Below are 16,918 nucleotides of genomic sequence, written 5' to 3' on the forward strand. Positions count from 1 at the left end.
GAATTAGCCATGAAAAAGGGCGCTTGCGCGCCCTGTCTAGTGGTAAACCCTGATCAATCCGTCCCTCATCAGCCGCCCAGATAGGCCGCCTTGACTGCCGGATCGTCTTTCAGTTTGTCTGCCGGGCCATGGACCGAAACCCGGCCGTTTTCCAGCACATAGCCGTAATCCGCCACCTTGAGCGCTGCCGCGGCGAACTGCTCGACCAGCAACATGGTGACGCCTTGTGCTTTCAGGCGCGAGATGATGTTGAACACTTCTTCCACCAGAATCGGCGCCAGTCCCATGGACGGTTCGTCCAGCAGAACCACTTCCGGGTTCAGCATGATGGCGCGCGCCATGGCCAGCATTTGCTGCTCGCCGCCCGACAGCGTGCCGGCCAGCTGGTGGGTGCGCTCTTTCAGGCGCGGGAACATCTCCAGTGCTTTTTGCAGATCCGACTCGACATCGCCTTTGGGGCGCGCGTTGGTGTAGCGCACAAAGGCACCGAGGCGGATGTTGTCGAGCACGCTCAAGGTCGGGAACACGCGGCGGCCTTCGGGTGAGTGGGCCAGGCCGAGTTTGGCGATCTGGTGCGAGTCCAGACCGGTAATGTCCTTCCCCGCCAGCGTGATCTTGCCGGACACCGGCTTGATCATGCCCGAGATGGCCCGCATGGTGGTGGTTTTACCGGCGCCGTTGGAGCCGATCAGCGTGACCACTTTGCCTTTGGGCACTTGGATCGAAACACCGTGCAGGACTTCGACCTTGCCGTAGCCGGCTTGTAAATTTTCAATGGTGAGCATGTTGAATCTTCTTCGCTATCAATGCGCGTCTGCGCCGCTGCCCAGATAGGCTTCGATCACGGCGGGGTTGCTTTGCACGTCGGCCGGTTTGCCCTCTGCAATTTTTTGGCCGAAATCCAGCACCGACACCGTGTCTGAAATTCCCATCACCACGTCCATGTGGTGTTCGATCAGGATCACCGTGATGCCATGGTCGCGGATTTTCTGAATCATCTTCATCAGTTCCGGCAAGTCGGCCGGTGGCAGGCCGGCGGCCGGTTCATCCAGCAGCAGCAGGCGGGGATTCAGGCCCAGGGCGCGTGCAATCTCCAGCATGCGCTGTTTGCCATACGGCAGATTGCGCGCCTGCTCTTCGCTCAAGGACGTCAAGCCGACGAACGCTAGCAGGCTGGCAGCCTGCTCGCGCGCTGCCGCATCTTCGCGCCGGTAGCGCGGGGTGCGCAGCATCACATCCAGCGTGTTGCTGCGGAACGTGTGGTGCAGGCCCACCAGCACGTTGTCGGTGGCGCTCATCTCGCCAAACAGCTGGACATTCTGAAAGGTGCGGGCAATACCGGACAACGCAATGCTGGCGGGCGTGTGGCCCGTAACCGGCTGCCCGTTGAACACCACTTGCCCGGCGGTGGGCTGGTAGATGCCGGTGAGCACGTTCATCATGGTGCTCTTGCCGGAGCCGTTGGGGCCGATCAGGCCGTGCACCGTGCCGGGCATGATGCGCAAATCCACCTGGTTCAGGGCTTTAAGGCCCCCGAACTGCATCAAGACCTGCTGCGCTTCAAGCAGCGGACCCGCGCCGGAAAGAGTCTCCGAATGGGGCGTGGTCCAGGCGCGCACCGGGATGCCGGAGCTGCTGCTGGCGTGAGAAGTGGGCTTGATAAAGCGCGCGAACAGATCACGCACAAACCCCACCACGCCATCTTGCAGGTAATAAACCACAAACAGGGTCATCAAACCAAAAATGGTCAGACGCCAGTCGGTGATGTTTTCCAGTTGAAAAGAAAATGCCGCCATCGCCACCGTGGCCACCACCGGCACCGCCAACTCGCGCACCGTTTTTACTTTTTTAGCAAAGTTGTAAGCCGCCATGCCGACCACCGCGACCGCCAGCACCGTGGCAATCTTGCGGAAGAGTTCAATATCGGACAGCAGGCTGGGCAACATCACCACGATCACGGCACCGATCAGGGCCCCGGAACGGGTTTTGCGCCCGCCCATGATGACCGCCAGCAGGAACATGATGGTCAACTCGAAGTTGTAGGTATTGGGCGAAATGTACTCTTCGGAATAGGTATACAACGCACCGGACAGGCCAGCCAGACCGGCACTGATGACAAACGCGTAAACCTTGTACATGTAGACCGAAACGCCCATGCAGTCGCACGCGACCGGACTGTCGCGCAAGGCTTCAAAAGCGCGGCCCAGATGCGATTTCAGCAGACGGTGCACCAAGACCAGCGACAGCAACATCAAGACGGCGACCAGGTAGTAGTACTCCACCTCGTTCAGCTTGTGGCCGAAGAAAACCGGCTTGGTAACCTTGAGGCCAATCGGGCCTTCGGTCAAAAACGTCATCTCGTTGATGAGAATCTGGATGATGGTGCCAAACGCCAGCGTCACCATGGCCAGATAGGGCCCGGTCACGCGCAAGGCCGGCAGCGCCAGCACCGCGCCGAACACGGCGGTAATGCCAATGGCGGCCGGGACCGCCAGCAAAAAGGGCACGCCCAGCTTGAAGAACAAGGCCCCGGCGGCATAGGAGCCGACGCCGAACAGACCCGCATGACCCAGGGACACCTGGCCGGTGTAACCGACCACAATGTCCAAGCCAAACAGCAGAATGGCGTAGATCAGGATGGTCTCGACCAGGTGGATGTAGTAGGGGTTGGGCACCAGCACCGGGAACAACCCGAGAGCCGCGATGCCCAGCACGGCGAGAAAAAAGAATTTGCTTTGAATTTTCATGGTTCCTGTATCCGTCAAACCTTTTTGATGGCCATCTTGCCAAACAGCCCGGCAGGCTTGATCGCCAATACCAGCAGCAACAACACCAGTCCCGGTACATCCTTGTAGCCGGTGGAGATGTAGTAGCCGGTGGTGGTTTCCGCGATGCCCAGAATCAGGCCGCCCACAATCACGCCAACGCCCGAAGTCAGGCCGCCGATGATGGCCACGGCAAACGCCTTGAGCCCGAGCACCGAGCCCATGGTGGCGCCGGTCAGCGTCAGCGGCGCGACCAGCACACCGGCCACCGCCGCCGTCACCGACGACAGGGCAAAGGAGAAGGTAATCACTGCGCCGGTGTTGATGCCCATGAGCGAGGCGGCATCCCGGTCATTCGAGGTGGCGACCACCGCTTTGCCGTAAATCGATTTACGGTTGAAGATCTCAACGATGGCCATCATGGCCAGGGCGCCCACCACCACCACGATTTCCATTGGCAGCACATTGGCGCCAAACAGTTTGATCGGCACTTCAGGCAGCGGCGACGGAAACTTCAGGTCGTCCTTGCCCCAGATGTTTTCCGCGACGTTCTTGAAGATGATGGCCAGGGCGATGGTGGACATGATCCAGCCAAACTCGCTCTTGATCTTGATGGCGGGACGGATTGCAATCCACTCCACCAGCGCGCCTTGGGCTGCGCCAAAGACCACAACCACCGGAATCATCACCCAGTAATTGAGGTAGGGGCCGCCATGAATCGTGCCCGCCAATGACAGGCCAACCAAGGCCCCCAGCATCAGTGACTCGCCCTGACCAAAATTCAGGGTGCCTGAGGTCGCGAAGGTCAGCTGGTAGCCAAACGCAATCACGCCGTAAATCATGCCCAGCGCGATACCGCTGTAGATGAGTTGTAAAAAAATTTCCATACCGAACCTCAAATAAAAACTGGAGAACCCTGCGCAAGAGACCGCAAAATGCCAAAAAAGCCGGGGAGTACCGGCTTTTTCTTAAGAGCGCATCAAGGCTGCGCGAACAGTAAACGCTGGTTCAGCGCTTACTTCTTAGCCGCTTTGGTGCGAATTTCGCCACCCTTTTTCTTGTCTTCGTCATAGGCGTAAATCACCTTGCCGTCCTGCACCTTGCCGATGACCACCATGTTGAGGGTGATCGCCTCGTGGTCGGCTTTGGTGAACGGATGGTTGTAGGTGGTCACAACGCCTTCAACTGGCGCCTTCAGGTCTTCCAGTGCGGCGAGCACTTTGGGGCCTTCGGTGGTGCCGGCTTGCTTGATGGCGGCGGCCAGCAAATAAATCGAGTCGTAGCCTTGAGCGGCCGAGACGGGGGACGGAATGCGGACCACCTTGTAGGCCTTTTGGTAGGCTTCAATGAAGCTCTTGCGCTTCGGTGTATTGGGTTCCTGGATGAAGGTTTGTGGCATCAGGGCACCGTCGGCATTTTTGCCAGCGTTGTCAATGAAGTTGCCCATGGACAGGGTCCAGGAGCCCATCATGGGCACTTTCCAGCCCAGCTTGATCATGCCGTTGGCGATTTGAGCCAGTTCCGGGCCAATGCCGTAGGTGATGACCACTTCAGCGCCGGCTTCTTTGGCCTTCAGCAACTGGGGCGTCATGTCGACGTCCTTGATGTTGTATTTCTCAATGGCAACGGCGGTAATGCCTTTTTCCTTGAGCGCTTTTTCGAGGTCGGCACGACCGAGCTGACCGTAGTTGGTGGAGTCCGCCAGGATCGCTACCTTGGTGAGTTTCTTGCGTCCAATGAGCTCTTCCACAATCATGGTGGACTGGATGGTGTCATTGGCCGAATTACGGAACACATAGTTCTCGGGCTGGTCGGCGAACTGCTTGGTGATGGTGGTCGCGGTGGCCACGTTGTTCATCACCGGGATTTTGGCTTCCTGGTAAAAGCGCTGCGAGGCCAGTGACACGCCGGAATTGATGTAGCCGACGGTGGCCACGACTTTTTCCTTGTTGATCAACTCTTGTGCAATCTGCACGCCGCGCTCGTTTTTGGCTTCGTCGTCACGTTCGATCATTTCGATCTTGCGGCCCAGCAAGCCACCCTTGGCATTGATCTCGGTCACGGCCAGCTTGGCACCGTCACGCATCGACACCCCCATCGGGCTGGAGCCGCCCGTCAGCGGACCTTGCAAACCGATTTTGATGTTGTCAGCCGCAAAGCTCATGGAAGCGATGGCCAGGGCGACGGAACTGAAAGCGAGGTTACGAACAAATTTCATGCAAGTCTCCAACTAGTGGTGTTGTGAAAGGAACGGTTAACGACCGTCGACTTACTTATTATCCGGAGATCACGTCGCGAACTCCTAGGTGAAAACCACGACGAAAACGGCTTTTAAATCACAAGAACTTTTAATTTTTTTCAATCAATGCCAGGCCAGCCGCTGCCGGCAAACCACTCCTGGACCGAATCCTTTAGAGTGTTGTGACTGTTTCGACCCTACCGCCTCTCCTTTTTCCCTTTGTGCGCACCATGAAACCTATCCAACTTTTTGACCCGGCTTCCAGCACCTACACCTACGTCTTGTTTGACGAGATCAGCCGCGAGGCCCTCATCATTGACCCGGTGGACGTGCAGCTGGAGCGTGATCTGGCGACGCTGCGCCAATATGGCCTCAAGCTGCGCTGGACGGTGGAAACCCACGCCCACGCCGACCACATCACCAGTGCCGGCCAGCTGGCCGAACTCGCGGGGGCCAAAACCGCAGCGCCCGAGGGCTGTGGCATCCGCACCGCAGCGATGCAGCTCAAAGACGGCGACATCCTTTCTTTTGGCGACGAGCAGCTCAAGGCGCTGCACACGCCCGGCCACACCGCGGGCAGCATGAGCTATCTGTGGCGCGAGCATGTCTTCACCGGTGACACGCTGCTGATCAACGGCTGTGGCCGCACCGATTTTCAGTCCGGCAGTGCCGAGGCTTTGTTCCACAGCCTGACCCAGGTGCTGTTTGCCTTGCCGGCGGCCACCACGGTCTGGCCGGGGCATGACTACCAGGGCCGCAGCCACTCCACCATCGGCGCCGAGAAGGCCGGCAACGCCCGGGTGGCGGGCAAGACGCTGGCCGAGTTCACGGCCACCATGGCGGCGCTGAATCTGCCGAAACCGAAGCGGCTGGACGAAGCGGTGCCCGCCAACCTCAGCTCCGGCCTGCGCCATGACGCCGGCGGTGAAGCGCGGCTGAATGCGCGTCCGGCGCCGGGTTACGCCGGCGATGTGTCGCCGCAACTGGCCTGCCAATGGTGGCAGGCGGGCGATGCCGTGCTGGTGGACGTGCGCAGCGACGCCGAACGGGCCTGGGTTGGTTTTGTGCCGGGCGCCGTGCCGCTGGCCTGGAAGCAGTGGCCGGGCATGGCGATGAATGCCACTTTTGACGAAGGCCTCAAGGCCGCGGTGCCGGCCGGCAAAAAAGTGGTGTTGCTGTGCCGCAGCGGCGTGCGTTCCATTGCCGCCGCCAAACGCGCCACCGAACTGGGGCTGGAGGCCTACAACATTCTCGAAGGCTTTGAAGGCGACCCGGATGAACAGGCGCAGCGCGGCCGCAAAGGCGGCTGGCGCTTTCACGGCCTGCCCTGGCGCCAGGGCTGAGACGTCCATCCGACAGTCGTTGCACGGCCAGGCCGTGCTGCCGTTCAAACGGCCGGTGGCTGGCGCGTCAGCACGTCTTGCGCGGCTTGTTCGTAGGCGTAGGCCAGTTGCAGCAGCGCCCAATCGCCATGCGGCCGGCCGATCAGTTGCAGGCCCATCGGCAGGCCGCGGGCATCAAAGCCCACCGGCACACTGATGCACGGCAAGCCGGCCAAGGTGGCGTAAATCACCACCTCCATCCAGCGGTGGTAGGTGTCCATCTCGACGCCGTTGATGTGGCGGGGCCAGCGCTGCTCGGCCGCAAACGGCCAGACCTGCGCCACCGGCAGCGCCAAAAAGTCATGCGTCTCGAACAGCGAGAGCATGTGCTGGTAAAACGACGTGCGTTGCACGCTGGCGCGCAGGAATTCGGTGCCGGTCAGGTTGCGCGCCTGCTCATACTCCCACAGCGCCTCGGGCTTGATCTGCGCGCGGTTCTTCGGGTTCAACAAAAACGGGGCAATGCGCGCCGCCACCAGGGCTTTGCGCCAGACCAGCCAGGTCTGCCAGATCGGCTCGGCTGGCGTGCCCAGCGCCAGCGGGGCCACCGCACAACCGAGGGACTCCAGCCGCCGCAGCCCCTGCTCACACACGTCCAGAATGCCGGGCTCCATGGCGAGATAGCCCGACAGATCACCGAGCCAGCCAATCCGGCTATTTTTACAGTCAAAACCGGCCAAAGCCCCCGTGAAATCTTCGCCGTCAGCTATTGAAAGAGGAGCGCGCGGATCAAAGCCGGCCTGCACCGCGAGCAGCTGGGCCACATCTTGCACGGTGCGTCCCATCGGTCCTTCGGTGCCCAGCTGGTTGACCCAGGCATCCTGCACCGGCCACATCGGGACCCGGCCCTGGCTCGGGCGCATGCCAAAGACGTTGTTCCAGCCCGCCGGGTTGCGCAGGCTGCCCATGAAATCCGAGCCATCCGCCACCGGCAACAGGCGCAGGGCCAGTGCCACCGCCGCGCCGCCACTGCTGCCGCCCGCCGAGCGCGTGGCGTCATAGGCATTGCGGGTGGTGCCAAACACGTCGTTGAAGGTATGCGAGCCCAGGCCGAATTCGGGCGTATTGGTCTTGCCGACCACGATGCAGCCGGCCGCTTTCATGCGCTGCACCATCAAGCCATCCTCCTGGGGCACAAAGTGGCGCATCAGCGGCGAACCCAGCGTGGTGGGAATCCCCGTCGCGTTGGCCAGGTCCTTGATGGCCTGCGGCATGCCATGCATCCAGCCCATCGACGCACCGCGCGCCAGTTGCGCATCCCGCTCGTCGGCCTGGCGCAGCAACACATCGCCGCTCTGCAAGCTGACGATCGCCTGGTGCCGCGGGTTGACCGCCTCGATCCGGTGCAAATAGGCCTGCATCACCTCGCGGCAAGAAACCTGGCCGCCATGAATGGCGCGCGACAGGGCGTGGGCGGAGAGTTCGACGATGGACATTAGTGGGCGCTCGGTTGAACTGCCGAGTTTAGAGTCGTGGACAGGGCCTGAAAACGCGGGCCACGCAGGCCCATCGCCGGTTTGAGGATAATCACGCCCATGACCTTCCTGGCAATCGACGTTGGCAACACCCGCCTGAAGTGGGCGCTGTACCAAACCCCCCACCGCCAAGCGCCCCTGCTGGCGCAAGGGGCCGAGTTTCTGGAGAACATTGACAAGCTGGCCGACGGTGCCTGGGCCGCCCTGCCCCCGCCCGACCGCATGCTGGGCTGCATCGTGGCCGGCGACGCCCTCAAACGCCGGGTCCAGGAGCAGATGGAAATTTGGGAAGTGGAGCCACGCTGGGTGGTGCCCCGGGCGGCCGAAGCCGGCCTGACCAACGGCTACGACGTGCCGTCGCGCCTCGGCGCTGACCGTTGGGTGGCGATGATCGGCGCCTGGCACCGCTCGCTGGCGCAGGGCCCGGCGCGACCGATGGTGGTCGTCATGGTCGGCACCGCCGTCACGGTGGAAGCGATCGATGCCGGCGGCAAATTCCTGGGCGGCCTGATTCTGCCCGGCCACGGCATCATGCTGCGCGCCCTGGAGTCCGGCACCGCCGGGCTGCATGTGCCGACCGGTGACGTCTGCGAATTCCCGACCAACACCAGCGACGCCCTCACCAGCGGCGGCACCTATGCCATTGCCGGCGCGGTGGAACGCATGGTGCAACATGTGCGGAGCCACTGCGGGGCCGAGCCCAAATGCGTCATGACCGGCGGCGCCGGCTGGAAGATGGCGCCCAGCATGTCGGTCCAGTTCGAACTGGTCGATAACCTGATTTTTGACGGCCTGCTGGAGATGGAAGCGCGCCGTTTTAATGGCTGAATAGGCTGCAGCCCCCGTTCAGAATGCGCAAGTAGCTATTAATACAATAGCAATTCAATCAGGCGCAAGCAGGGCGGACTCGCTCAGCCCAACCCATACTGCCAGCCGAAAAAGACCGCCAGCCCGACCATGATGGTGAGCAGTTGCTGTCGTGTCGCGGCGCACACGATCACGGCGGCAATGGCGGCGACCAGTTGCGGGTTATGCCAGCTCAGCTCCAGGCCTTTGCCCTGCGGCGCCAGCACCATCGGCACAATAATCGCCGTCAGCACCGTGACCGGCACGAAACTCAGCGCCTGTCGCAGCATCGGTGAAAACACCACGCGGTCGCCCAGGATGAAGATGATGGCTTTGATGAAGACGGTGATCACCCCCAGTCCGGCCTGCCCGGCCAGCAGCCCGATGGCGATGAACTGGCTGGAGCCGGCGAACACGCTGAGCGACATCATTTGCCCCTGCCACGGCGCCAGCTGGGTGGTACCGACCAGCGCCCCAAAAATCATGCCAAAGGGCGCGGCGCCCACCAGCATCGGCACGGTATCGCGGGCGCCCGCCAGCAAACTGGCGCGGGAAGACGGTTGTGACATCAGGACTCAATGACTAAATAGGCGCTAGCCCTTGTGGGCTATGCGTAGAAGGCTATTTATTTAATAGCAAATAATTTAACATTACGCCTCGGCCTTCAACCACGCTTCCGCCAGTCGCACCCAGTAGGTGGCGCCCAGCGGAATCAGCGCATCGTTGAAGTCATAACTGGCGTTGTGCAGCATGCAAGGGCCGCCGCCGTGGCCCAGGTCGCGGTGGGCGCCGTCGCCATTGGCGATGAAGCTGTAGCAGCCCGGTTTGGCCATCAACATGAAAGAAAAATCTTCCGCCCCCATGGTCGGTTCCTGCACCTGCACGTTCTCTTCGCCGACGATGCTCGCCATCACCTGGCGCGCAAATTCGGCCTCTTTGGCGCTGTTGATGGTCGGCGGGTAGTTGCGCGCAAACTCAAACTCGCCGGTCATGTCGAAGGCGGCGCAGGTGTGCGCGACGATCTGGCGCATGCGCTGCTCGATCAGGTCCAGCACCTCCAGGCTGAAGGTGCGCACCGTGCCCTGCAACTCACAATGGTCGGGGATCACGTTGGTCGCGACCCCGGCGTGGATCATGGTGACGGAAATGACGCCGGCATCAATCGGTTTTTTGTTGCGGCTGATGATGGTCTGAAAGGCATGCACCAGCTGGCACGCCACCGGCACCGGGTCGATCGCGTTATGCGGTAAGGCCGCATGACCGCCCTTGCCGTGGATGGTGATTTTGAATTCGTTGCTGGAGGCCATTACCGGCCCCGGGCTGGCGGCAAATTTGCCCAGTTCCGAGCCGGGCCAGTTGTGCATGCCAAACACCGCGTCCATCGGGAACTGTTCAAACAAACCGTCGCGGATCATCTCGCGGGCGCCACCGCCGCCTTCTTCGGCCGGCTGGAAGATCAGGTACACCGTGCCATCAAAATCGCGATGGGTCGCCAAATGCTGGGCCGCCGCCAGCAGCATGGCGGTGTGGCCGTCATGGCCGCAGGCGTGCATCTTGCCGGCGTGCTGGCTGGCATGGCTGAAGCTGTTGACCTCCTGCATCGGCAGCGCGTCCATGTCGGCGCGCAAGCCAATGGCGCGCTTCGACGTGCCATTTTTGACAATGCCGACCACGCCCGTGGTGCCCAGCCCGCGGTGCACGGGAATGCCCCATTCGGTCAGCTTTTGTGCCACCACCTCGGCGGTGCGGACTTCGGCAAAACACAACTCGGGGTGAGCGTGCAGATCGCGCCGCAGGGCGGCGATACCGGCGGCCTGGGCCACGATGGAATCAATAAGTTTCATAGCTGCTCCTGACTTCTGAGTCTAAAGCCAAGCGCCACCGCAATCTCAAAAACGACTGCGTCGCAGGCGCAGCGCATTGCCGATCACCGACACGGAACTGAAACTCATGGCCAGCGCCGCGATCATGGGCGACAGCAGCCAGCCGGTCAGCGGGTACAGCACCCCGGCCGCAATCGGGATGCCCAGCGTGTTGTACAGCAGGGCGAACAGCAAATTCTGTTTCATGTTGGCCACCGTGGCCTCCGGCAGCGCGCGGGCGATGGCGATGCCGCGCGCCCTTCTTTCTGCAGTCGTTCGACCAGGCGCAGTTTGTCCGCCGGTTTGACTTCGCCATGCACTTCGTCAATGCCAAGACGGGCGGCGACGGCTTTGAGCGTTGCCAACGCTTCAAGCGTGCTGGGCTTGATCGGGTCGGACACCGCCAGCAGGCCCGCCAACTGACCCTCGACCGCCAGGTGCATCACGCTGGCGCCTTCGCCGCGCAAGGCCTCGGCCTGTGGCAGCAGGCTCTCGACCGAGACACCGAGCTGCTGCATCAACGTGGTGTTGCCCAGCGCCAGCTAGCGGCCAGGCGCAGCACCTCGTCGGCCGCCAAGTCGGGCGCGGGTACGGCACGCTCAAACGCCGGGCGGCCTTCGGTCAGGGTGCCGGTCTTGTCGATGATGAGGGTGTCGATCTGGCGCAGGTTCTCGATGGCGGCCGCATCACGGAACAGCACGCCCCGCGTGGCCCCCAGCCCCGTGGCCACCATGATGGACATCAGCGTGGCCAGGCCTAAGGCACAAGGGCAGGCGATGATCAGGACCGCCACCGCGTTGATCAGGCCGAAGACCCAACTGGGCTCAGGGCCGAAAAACCCCCACGCGAAGAAAGTCAACCCGGCAATGGCCACGACCGTCACGACAAAGTAGCCCGCCACCAGGTCGGCCATGCGCTGCATCGGCGCTCTGGAGCGCTGGGCTTGCGCCACCATCTGGACAATTTGCGCGAGTACCGTGGATGAGCCTACTTTTTCTGAACGCATGACCAGGGCGCCGCTGGTGTTGAGCGTGGCGCCAATCACGGGGTCGCCCACGCGCTTGCTCACCGGCACGGGTTCACCCGTCAGCATGGATTCATCGACGGAACTGCTGCCTTCGGTCACGGTACCGTCCACCGGCACTTTCTCGCCAGGGCGGATGCGCAATATGTCGCCGACATGAACGTGGCTCAACGGCACGTCTTCTTCACTTCCATCGTCTTTGATACGCCGGGCGGTCTTGGGCGCCAGGCCGAGCAGGGATTTGATCGCGGCCGAGGTTTGCGAACGGGCCTTGAGCTCCAGCACCTGGCCCAGCAAGGTGAGCGAAATGATGACGGCGGCGGCTTCGAAATAGACGGCGACCCGTCCCATGGAGACAAACGAGGCCGGAAACACCTGCGGGACGAGCGTCGCCACCACGCTGTAGACAAAAGCGGCACCGGTGCCCAGACCGATCAGCGTCCACATGTTGGGCTGCGATTCACCACCGATTGCCAACCCCGAAGGAAGAACGGCCAGCCAGCCCAAAGCACGATGGGGATCGCCAGAACCAGTTCAACCCAACTCTGCACCGCCATCTCCATCCACTGCAGGCGATGGCCCAACATGGCCAACACGAAGACGACCGCCGTCAACGGCAAGGTCCACCAGAAGCGGCGCTGAAAGTCGCGCAACTCCGGCTCCAGCGTCATGCCGCACTTGGGGCAGTTACCGGGATGGTCCTGGCGCACCTCCGGGTGCATCGGACAGGTGTAGACCGTGCCAGCCGCAGCGACCGGCGGCGGGGACTCAGCGGGTGGGGCTGGTTCGGCGGGCATGATGCACAGCCGTGGGGCGGCGGCCAGTCAGGTCAGCGCGGCGCACACCCGCTGCAGCCGCTCACGCGCTTCCTGAGCCACCTTGGCCACCTCCGGGTTGTCGGTCATTTGCAGCATCGCGATCGGGTCGATGAAGCCGACCGTCACCTGGCCGTCGGCATCCTGGCGCACCGCCACATTGCACGGCAGCAGCAGGCCGATGTCGGGCTCGGCCGTCAGCGCGCGATGCGCCAGCGGGGGGTTGCAGGCACCCAGGATGCGGTGCGCCGGCACATCGAGGCCCAACTTGTTTTTCATGGTGGCCTGCACGTCGATCTCGGTCAAAATGCCGAAACCTTCCGTCTTCAGTGCGGCACTCACCCGCTCGACAGACGCGGCGAAGTCGGTCTTGCCGAGCTGGGCGTGAAAGCCATAGGACGGGGTCCCGCGCTTCGCATCGGCCTCGCGTGGGTGGGTCGTTGGGGCGTTAGGGTTCATGGGTATTTCCTTTCAGGATGGTTAAGGGAGGGTCTGACGCAGGCACCACGTCATGGAGGAGTTGGCCGTTTTATATTTCACTGAGTCTCGTGAGCCCCGCCTTATTTGGCCGGCTCGGCGGGCATCTGGTCCATCATCATTTTCATCATGGTCTGCATCATCTCCATGCGCTTCTCCATCATCTGCTGACGCGCCCCCATGTCACCGGTCATGCCCGGCATGTCCTTCATTTCTTTCATGTCTTTCATATCGCCCATGCAAGGCATGGACATGCCCCCCATCATGTCCATGCCGTCCTGCATGGTTTTCTTGCGTTCGGCCATCAGCTTGCTGCGTTCTTGCGGGGTCTTGGCGTTCATCATTTTTTCGTGCATGTCGCGCATGGTCTTCATCTGCGCATCCATCCTGCCCATGGAGTCGGGTGCGGCCAGGCAACTGGCCGATGCAGCGCCCATCGGCCTTGGCGGCGCGGTGTTGCAGGCGACCAAGGCGCTGGCGGCGGTGACAGCAAAGGCAAGGGGAATGAATCGAAAATGGGTCATGACAGTCTCCTGTGGGGTTAGCTAATGTTGGGCGTCAATTTACGCCTACTTCATGTTGATGTCTATGTCGCAGCAGGCACTTAGCGGCTTGCCTGCGAGACTTCCGTCAGCTTGCCCTTCACAAGCTTGAAGTGGAACCTGGCGCTTACCGCTTGGGACCACAGGTCTTTGTCTTTCAACTCGCGTTGGAACGTCGGCACCTCCACGGTCACGGTGGCGGCATAGGTGCCATCACCCAGAAGCGCGCTGTTGGCTGAATAGTGCAGGCCGCTGTTGCCCCACATGGGCGGCAAAGGCAACGCGACAGTCTTGCCAGTTTCCTGGTGTGTCGCGGCAAAGTGGATGTTGGCGTAGGGAATGCGCGTCTTGGTTTTGGGGTCGGTCAGCTTTAACTCGACGTGGTAGCGCTCATCGGTATCAGGCACATGGGCGTCCCACAGGGGTGGATTGCCCATCTGCATCCACATCGGTTCGGAACCTTCCAGTTCCAATTGGAAAATCATGTTGCCGGTCGCAACACGGCCGATTAGAACCGCTTTTTTCAAAGGGTCGGCCGCAGCGGCCAGCCGTTTTATCTTGGGTTCAGCAAGTTGTGCCGCCGCGCTTTGCTGACTATGTGGTTGGCTTGGCGCAGGGATTTGGGCCCAGGAACCGGCACAGGCGGCCGCCAGAGCGAAGGTCAAGGCGGTGTAACGAAGAGGTGACATGGTGAACTCCCAGTATGAAAGTCAGGGTGAAAGAACAAGGATTGGGCAAAAAGGATCGGACGCAAAACGCAGGCCCCCGGCTGCACGGATCAATCCGCGCAGCAGCACGTCAGTTCGAACGGGCTAAAGGGTCAGCCGCAGAAAGCGGATGAAGAGGGGTGGTTGCGACCCATCTGGATCACCGGGATCGGGGCGTTGAGATGCGCGATCCGCCAGCAATGGCGCCACCGGCGGAAGCGATACCCGCACAAGGGCGACATCCAGGTGCGCAGGCGCATCCGCGGATGGTTTGACCACGCCCATTTGCTCGGCCGCACAGAAATTCTGACAAGCCTTCTTCTCGGGTGATGAATCGTGCTCGTCGTCCATGACGTCCAGCCCAGAGACCGACATGGACGTGACGCCGGTATCCTGGTGATTGAGGTGACCATGCCGGGCATGATCTTCTTGCACCAGACAGGCGTTGGCAAAGCCCGTGCCCAAAGCCAGCATCCAGACGAACAGCATCACAAGGGCTGTGAATCGTATTCTGCGATGGCTCAAGAAAGGCTTCATGATGGGGCGGCAGCCTAAAGCTAGACCGCATCCTTTAAATTAATCCAAAGGCGAAATTAACTCAGATCAGAATCTTTGGCAACCTTTTCCGTCATGGGTATTCACCTTGCGACGTCCGGGATGCACCAAAATACGGGAACAGCCACCCTACTGCCCATGAACAAAACATCTGCCCCACCGTCTGACCCCACGATCACCCAGGTATTGGGCGCCTGCCCGCACGACTGTCCGGACACCTGCTCGATGCTGACCACGGTGGTGGGCGGCATCGCCATCAAGGTGCAGGGCAACCCGGCCCATCCGCACACCGATGGCGCCTTGTGCACCAAGGTGTCGCGTTATACCGAGCGCAGCTACCACCCGGAGCGTCTGCTGCATCCGCTCAAACGCGTCGGCCCCAAGGGCGCGGGCCAGTTCGAGCGCGTGAGTTGGGAGGTCGCGCTGCACGACATCGCCACCCGTCTGAAAACCATTGCCAGCCGCGGGCCGGACGCGGCGCAAGCCATCCTGCCCTACAGCTACGCCGGCACCATGGGGCTGGTGCAAGGCGACAGTATGTCGGCCCGCTTCTTCCATTGGTTGGGCGCCTCCTTGCTGGACCGCACCATCTGCTCGACCGCCGGGGGCGAGGGCTTGACCCAGACCCTGGGCGGCAAGGTCGGCATGCGGGTGGAGTTTTTTGCCGAAGCCAAACTGATCCTGATCTGGGGCAGCAACTCGATTACCAGCAACCTGCACTTCTGGCGCTATGCCCAGGTGGCCAAGCGCAATGGCGCCAAACTGGTCTGCATCGACCCGCGTTTGAGCGAAACCGCTGACAAATGCCACGAACACCTGGCCTTGCTGCCCGGCACCGACGGTGCCCTGGCGCTGGCGCTGATGCACGAGCTCATCACCCACGACTGGCTCGACCACGACTACCTGGCGCAGTACACGCTGGGCTGGGAGGGGCTGCGCAGCAGGGCTCTCCAATGGTCGCCCGAACGCGCCGCCTTGGTGTGCGGCCTGCTGCCGCAACAGATCCGCGCCCTGGCCCAGGACTACGGCGCCTGTGCGGCCAGCCGCGCGCCGGCGGCGATCCGCATGAACTACGGCTTGCAGCGCGTGCATGGCGGCGGCAACGCGGTGCGCCTGATTGCATCCTTGCCGGCGCTGATCGGCGCCTGGCGCCAGCGGGCTGGCGGGGTTCTGCTTTCCAGTTCAGGCCAATTTCCGGTAAACAAAGCTGCGCTGCAGCGGCCCGATCTGCTGGCCGGCCAAACGCCGCGCACGATCAACATGAGCACGATTGGCGACGACCTGCTGCGCCCGGCCAGCGCTGAATTCGGGCCAGCGATCGAGGCGCTGATCGTCTACAACAGCAACCCGGTGGCGATTGCCCCGGACTCGGCCAAGGTGGTGCAGGGCTTTGCCCGCGAAGACCTCTTCACCGTGGTGCTAGAGCATTTTCAGACCGACACCGCCGACTACGCTGACTACCTGCTGCCAGCCACTACGCAGCTGGAGCATTGGGATGTGCATTCGAGTTACGGCCACACCGATGCCTTGCTGAATCGCCCGGCGATAACGCCGCTGGGTGAGGCCAAACCCAACACGCAAATTTTCCGGGAACTGGCCGCCCACATGGGCTTCACCGATCACTGCTTTGCCGATGACGACCAGGCGCTGTGCCGCCTGGCCTATGGCGAGGCGGTGGATTTTGACGTGCTGCTGGACAAGGGTTTTGCCACGCTGGATCTGGCACCGGCGCCGTTTGCCCACGGCAACTTTCCGACGCCCTCCGGCAAATGCGAGTTCTTCAGCGCGCGGCTGGCGGCGCAGGGGCTGGATGGCTTGCCCGACCATGTGCCGAACCATGAAGCGTTCAATTCATCCCCGCTCTATCCGCTGGCGATGATCTCGCCGCCGGCGCGCAATTTCCTGAATTCCAGTTTCGTCAACGTGAAGAGTTTGCGCGAGCTCGAAGGCGAGCCGCTGCTGGAAATGCACGCGACGGACGCTGCCGCGCGTGGCCTGCAAAGTGGCGACGGAGTGCGTGTTTTCAACCAGCGCGGCGTTTATCGCTGCAAGGTAGCCATTTCCAAACGCGCCCGTCCCGGCGTGGTCAACGGGCTGGGCGTCTGGTGGCGCAAGCTCGGCCTGGATGGCACCAACGTGAACCAGGTCACCAGCCAAAAGCTGACCGACCTGGGCCGTGGCCCTACGTTTTACGATTGCCTGGTGCAGGTCGAGCAAGACACGCTTTAA

14 protein-coding genes and 2 pseudogenes are annotated in these 16,918 nt (G+C 61.9%); 4 read left to right on the forward strand and 12 right to left on the reverse strand.

The annotated features are described in order from the left end of the window. Nucleotides 1-68: 68 nt before the first annotated feature. From HHJ17_RS12525 to HHJ17_RS12540, 4 genes are all read right to left on the reverse strand, one after another. Nucleotides 69-785: an ABC transporter ATP-binding protein gene (locus HHJ17_RS12525; RefSeq protein ID WP_296497232.1), complete on the reverse strand. Its 717-nt coding sequence runs from the start codon at nucleotides 783-785 to the stop codon at nucleotides 69-71. 18 nt (nucleotides 786-803) lie between these two features. Then, a complete protein-coding gene (locus tag HHJ17_RS12530) occupies nucleotides 804-2,747 on the reverse strand; it encodes a branched-chain amino acid ABC transporter ATP-binding protein/permease (RefSeq protein WP_296497229.1) in 1,944 nt (647 codons plus the stop codon). 14 nt (nucleotides 2,748-2,761) lie between these two features. Then, nucleotides 2,762-3,652 (reverse strand): branched-chain amino acid ABC transporter permease, encoded by an 891-nt coding sequence (locus HHJ17_RS12535; protein ID WP_296497227.1) that lies wholly within the window; start codon nucleotides 3,650-3,652, stop codon nucleotides 2,762-2,764. A 128-nt stretch (nucleotides 3,653-3,780) separates the two neighbouring features. Further along, nucleotides 3,781-4,983: an ABC transporter substrate-binding protein gene (locus HHJ17_RS12540; RefSeq protein WP_296505989.1), complete on the reverse strand. Its 1,203-nt coding sequence runs from the start codon at nucleotides 4,981-4,983 to the stop codon at nucleotides 3,781-3,783. A 251-nt stretch (nucleotides 4,984-5,234) separates the two neighbouring features. Between HHJ17_RS12540 and HHJ17_RS18790 the strand changes: the two are divergent. Together HHJ17_RS18790 and HHJ17_RS18795 are read left to right on the forward strand one after the other, a co-directional pair. After that, nucleotides 5,235-5,735, forward strand: a pseudogene (locus HHJ17_RS18790) (MBL fold metallo-hydrolase); the annotation flags it as partial. 174 nt (nucleotides 5,736-5,909) lie between these two features. Continuing rightward, entirely contained in the window at nucleotides 5,910-6,347 is a 438-nt protein-coding gene (locus HHJ17_RS18795) for a rhodanese-like domain-containing protein (RefSeq protein ID WP_366557551.1), read from the forward strand. Nucleotides 6,348-6,391: 44 nt separating this feature from the next. On the opposite strand, the gene HHJ17_RS12550 is transcribed toward HHJ17_RS18795, so the two are convergent. Then, nucleotides 6,392-7,822 (reverse strand): amidase, encoded by a 1,431-nt coding sequence (locus HHJ17_RS12550; protein WP_296505990.1) that lies wholly within the window; start codon nucleotides 7,820-7,822, stop codon nucleotides 6,392-6,394. A 99-nt stretch (nucleotides 7,823-7,921) separates the two neighbouring features. On the opposite strand from HHJ17_RS12550, the gene HHJ17_RS12555 reads away from it, so the two are divergent. Next, a complete protein-coding gene (locus tag HHJ17_RS12555; RefSeq protein WP_296505991.1) occupies nucleotides 7,922-8,689 on the forward strand; it encodes a type III pantothenate kinase in 768 nt (255 codons plus the stop codon). A gap of 83 nt (nucleotides 8,690-8,772) precedes the next feature. Here the strand turns inward: HHJ17_RS12555 and HHJ17_RS12560 are convergent, their stop codons facing one another. From HHJ17_RS12560 to HHJ17_RS12590, 7 genes and pseudogenes are all read right to left on the reverse strand, one after another. Then, nucleotides 8,773-9,276 (reverse strand): AzlD domain-containing protein, encoded by a 504-nt coding sequence (locus HHJ17_RS12560; protein ID WP_296497217.1) that lies wholly within the window; start codon nucleotides 9,274-9,276, stop codon nucleotides 8,773-8,775. 81 nt (nucleotides 9,277-9,357) lie between these two features. Next, entirely contained in the window at nucleotides 9,358-10,551 is a 1,194-nt protein-coding gene (locus HHJ17_RS12565) for a M20 aminoacylase family protein (RefSeq protein WP_296505993.1), read from the reverse strand. 45 nt (nucleotides 10,552-10,596) lie between these two features. Next, nucleotides 10,597-12,315, reverse strand: a pseudogene (locus HHJ17_RS12570) (copper-translocating P-type ATPase). A gap of 102 nt (nucleotides 12,316-12,417) precedes the next feature. Further along, nucleotides 12,418-12,867, reverse strand: coding sequence for a DUF302 domain-containing protein (locus HHJ17_RS12575; RefSeq protein WP_296505995.1), 450 nt, complete (start codon nucleotides 12,865-12,867; stop codon nucleotides 12,418-12,420). A 101-nt stretch (nucleotides 12,868-12,968) separates the two neighbouring features. Beyond that, a complete protein-coding gene (locus HHJ17_RS12580; protein ID WP_296505998.1) occupies nucleotides 12,969-13,409 on the reverse strand; it encodes a hypothetical protein in 441 nt (146 codons plus the stop codon). A gap of 80 nt (nucleotides 13,410-13,489) precedes the next feature. Next, nucleotides 13,490-14,116 (reverse strand): iron transporter, encoded by a 627-nt coding sequence (locus HHJ17_RS12585; RefSeq protein WP_296506000.1) that lies wholly within the window; start codon nucleotides 14,114-14,116, stop codon nucleotides 13,490-13,492. Nucleotides 14,117-14,239: 123 nt separating this feature from the next. Then, on the reverse strand, nucleotides 14,240-14,623 hold the full coding sequence (locus HHJ17_RS12590) for a hypothetical protein (RefSeq protein ID WP_296506001.1): 384 nt from the start codon (nucleotides 14,621-14,623) through the stop codon (nucleotides 14,240-14,242). A 204-nt stretch (nucleotides 14,624-14,827) separates the two neighbouring features. On the opposite strand from HHJ17_RS12590, the gene HHJ17_RS12595 reads away from it, so the two are divergent. Then, nucleotides 14,828-16,918, forward strand: a complete 2,091-nt coding sequence (locus tag HHJ17_RS12595) for a molybdopterin oxidoreductase family protein (protein WP_296506002.1) — start codon at nucleotides 14,828-14,830, stop codon at nucleotides 16,916-16,918.

This window comes from Rhodoferax sp., assembly GCF_012927445.1.
Lineage (GTDB): Bacteria > Pseudomonadota > Gammaproteobacteria > Burkholderiales > Burkholderiaceae_C > Rhodoferax.

Excerpts from the sequence above, each read along its gene's own strand:
- HHJ17_RS12565 (WP_296505993.1), bottom strand. The coding sequence starts at position 10,551 with ATGAAACTTATTGATTCCATCGTGGCCCAGGCCGCCGGTATCGCCGCC.
- HHJ17_RS12590 (WP_296506001.1), bottom strand. The coding sequence starts at position 14,623 with ATGCTGTTCGTCTGGATGCTGGCTTTGGGCACGGGCTTTGCCAACGCC.
- HHJ17_RS12550 (WP_296505990.1), bottom strand. The coding sequence starts at position 7,822 with ATGTCCATCGTCGAACTCTCCGCCCACGCCCTGTCGCGCGCCATTCAT.
- HHJ17_RS12575 (WP_296505995.1), bottom strand. The coding sequence starts at position 12,867 with ATGAACCCTAACGCCCCAACGACCCACCCACGCGAGGCCGATGCGAAG.
- HHJ17_RS12525 (WP_296497232.1), bottom strand. The coding sequence starts at position 785 with ATGCTCACCATTGAAAATTTACAAGCCGGCTACGGCAAGGTCGAAGTC.
- HHJ17_RS12580 (WP_296505998.1), bottom strand. The coding sequence starts at position 13,409 with ATGACCCATTTTCGATTCATTCCCCTTGCCTTTGCTGTCACCGCCGCC.
- HHJ17_RS12555 (WP_296505991.1), top strand. The coding sequence starts at position 7,922 with ATGACCTTCCTGGCAATCGACGTTGGCAACACCCGCCTGAAGTGGGCG.
- HHJ17_RS12560 (WP_296497217.1), bottom strand. The coding sequence starts at position 9,276 with ATGTCACAACCGTCTTCCCGCGCCAGTTTGCTGGCGGGCGCCCGCGAT.
- HHJ17_RS12530 (WP_296497229.1), bottom strand. The coding sequence starts at position 2,747 with ATGAAAATTCAAAGCAAATTCTTTTTTCTCGCCGTGCTGGGCATCGCG.
- HHJ17_RS12585 (WP_296506000.1), bottom strand. The coding sequence starts at position 14,116 with ATGTCACCTCTTCGTTACACCGCCTTGACCTTCGCTCTGGCGGCCGCC.
- HHJ17_RS12535 (WP_296497227.1), bottom strand. The coding sequence starts at position 3,652 with ATGGAAATTTTTTTACAACTCATCTACAGCGGTATCGCGCTGGGCATG.
- HHJ17_RS12540 (WP_296505989.1), bottom strand. The coding sequence starts at position 4,983 with ATGAAATTTGTTCGTAACCTCGCTTTCAGTTCCGTCGCCCTGGCCATC.
- HHJ17_RS12595 (WP_296506002.1), top strand. The coding sequence starts at position 14,828 with ATGAACAAAACATCTGCCCCACCGTCTGACCCCACGATCACCCAGGTA.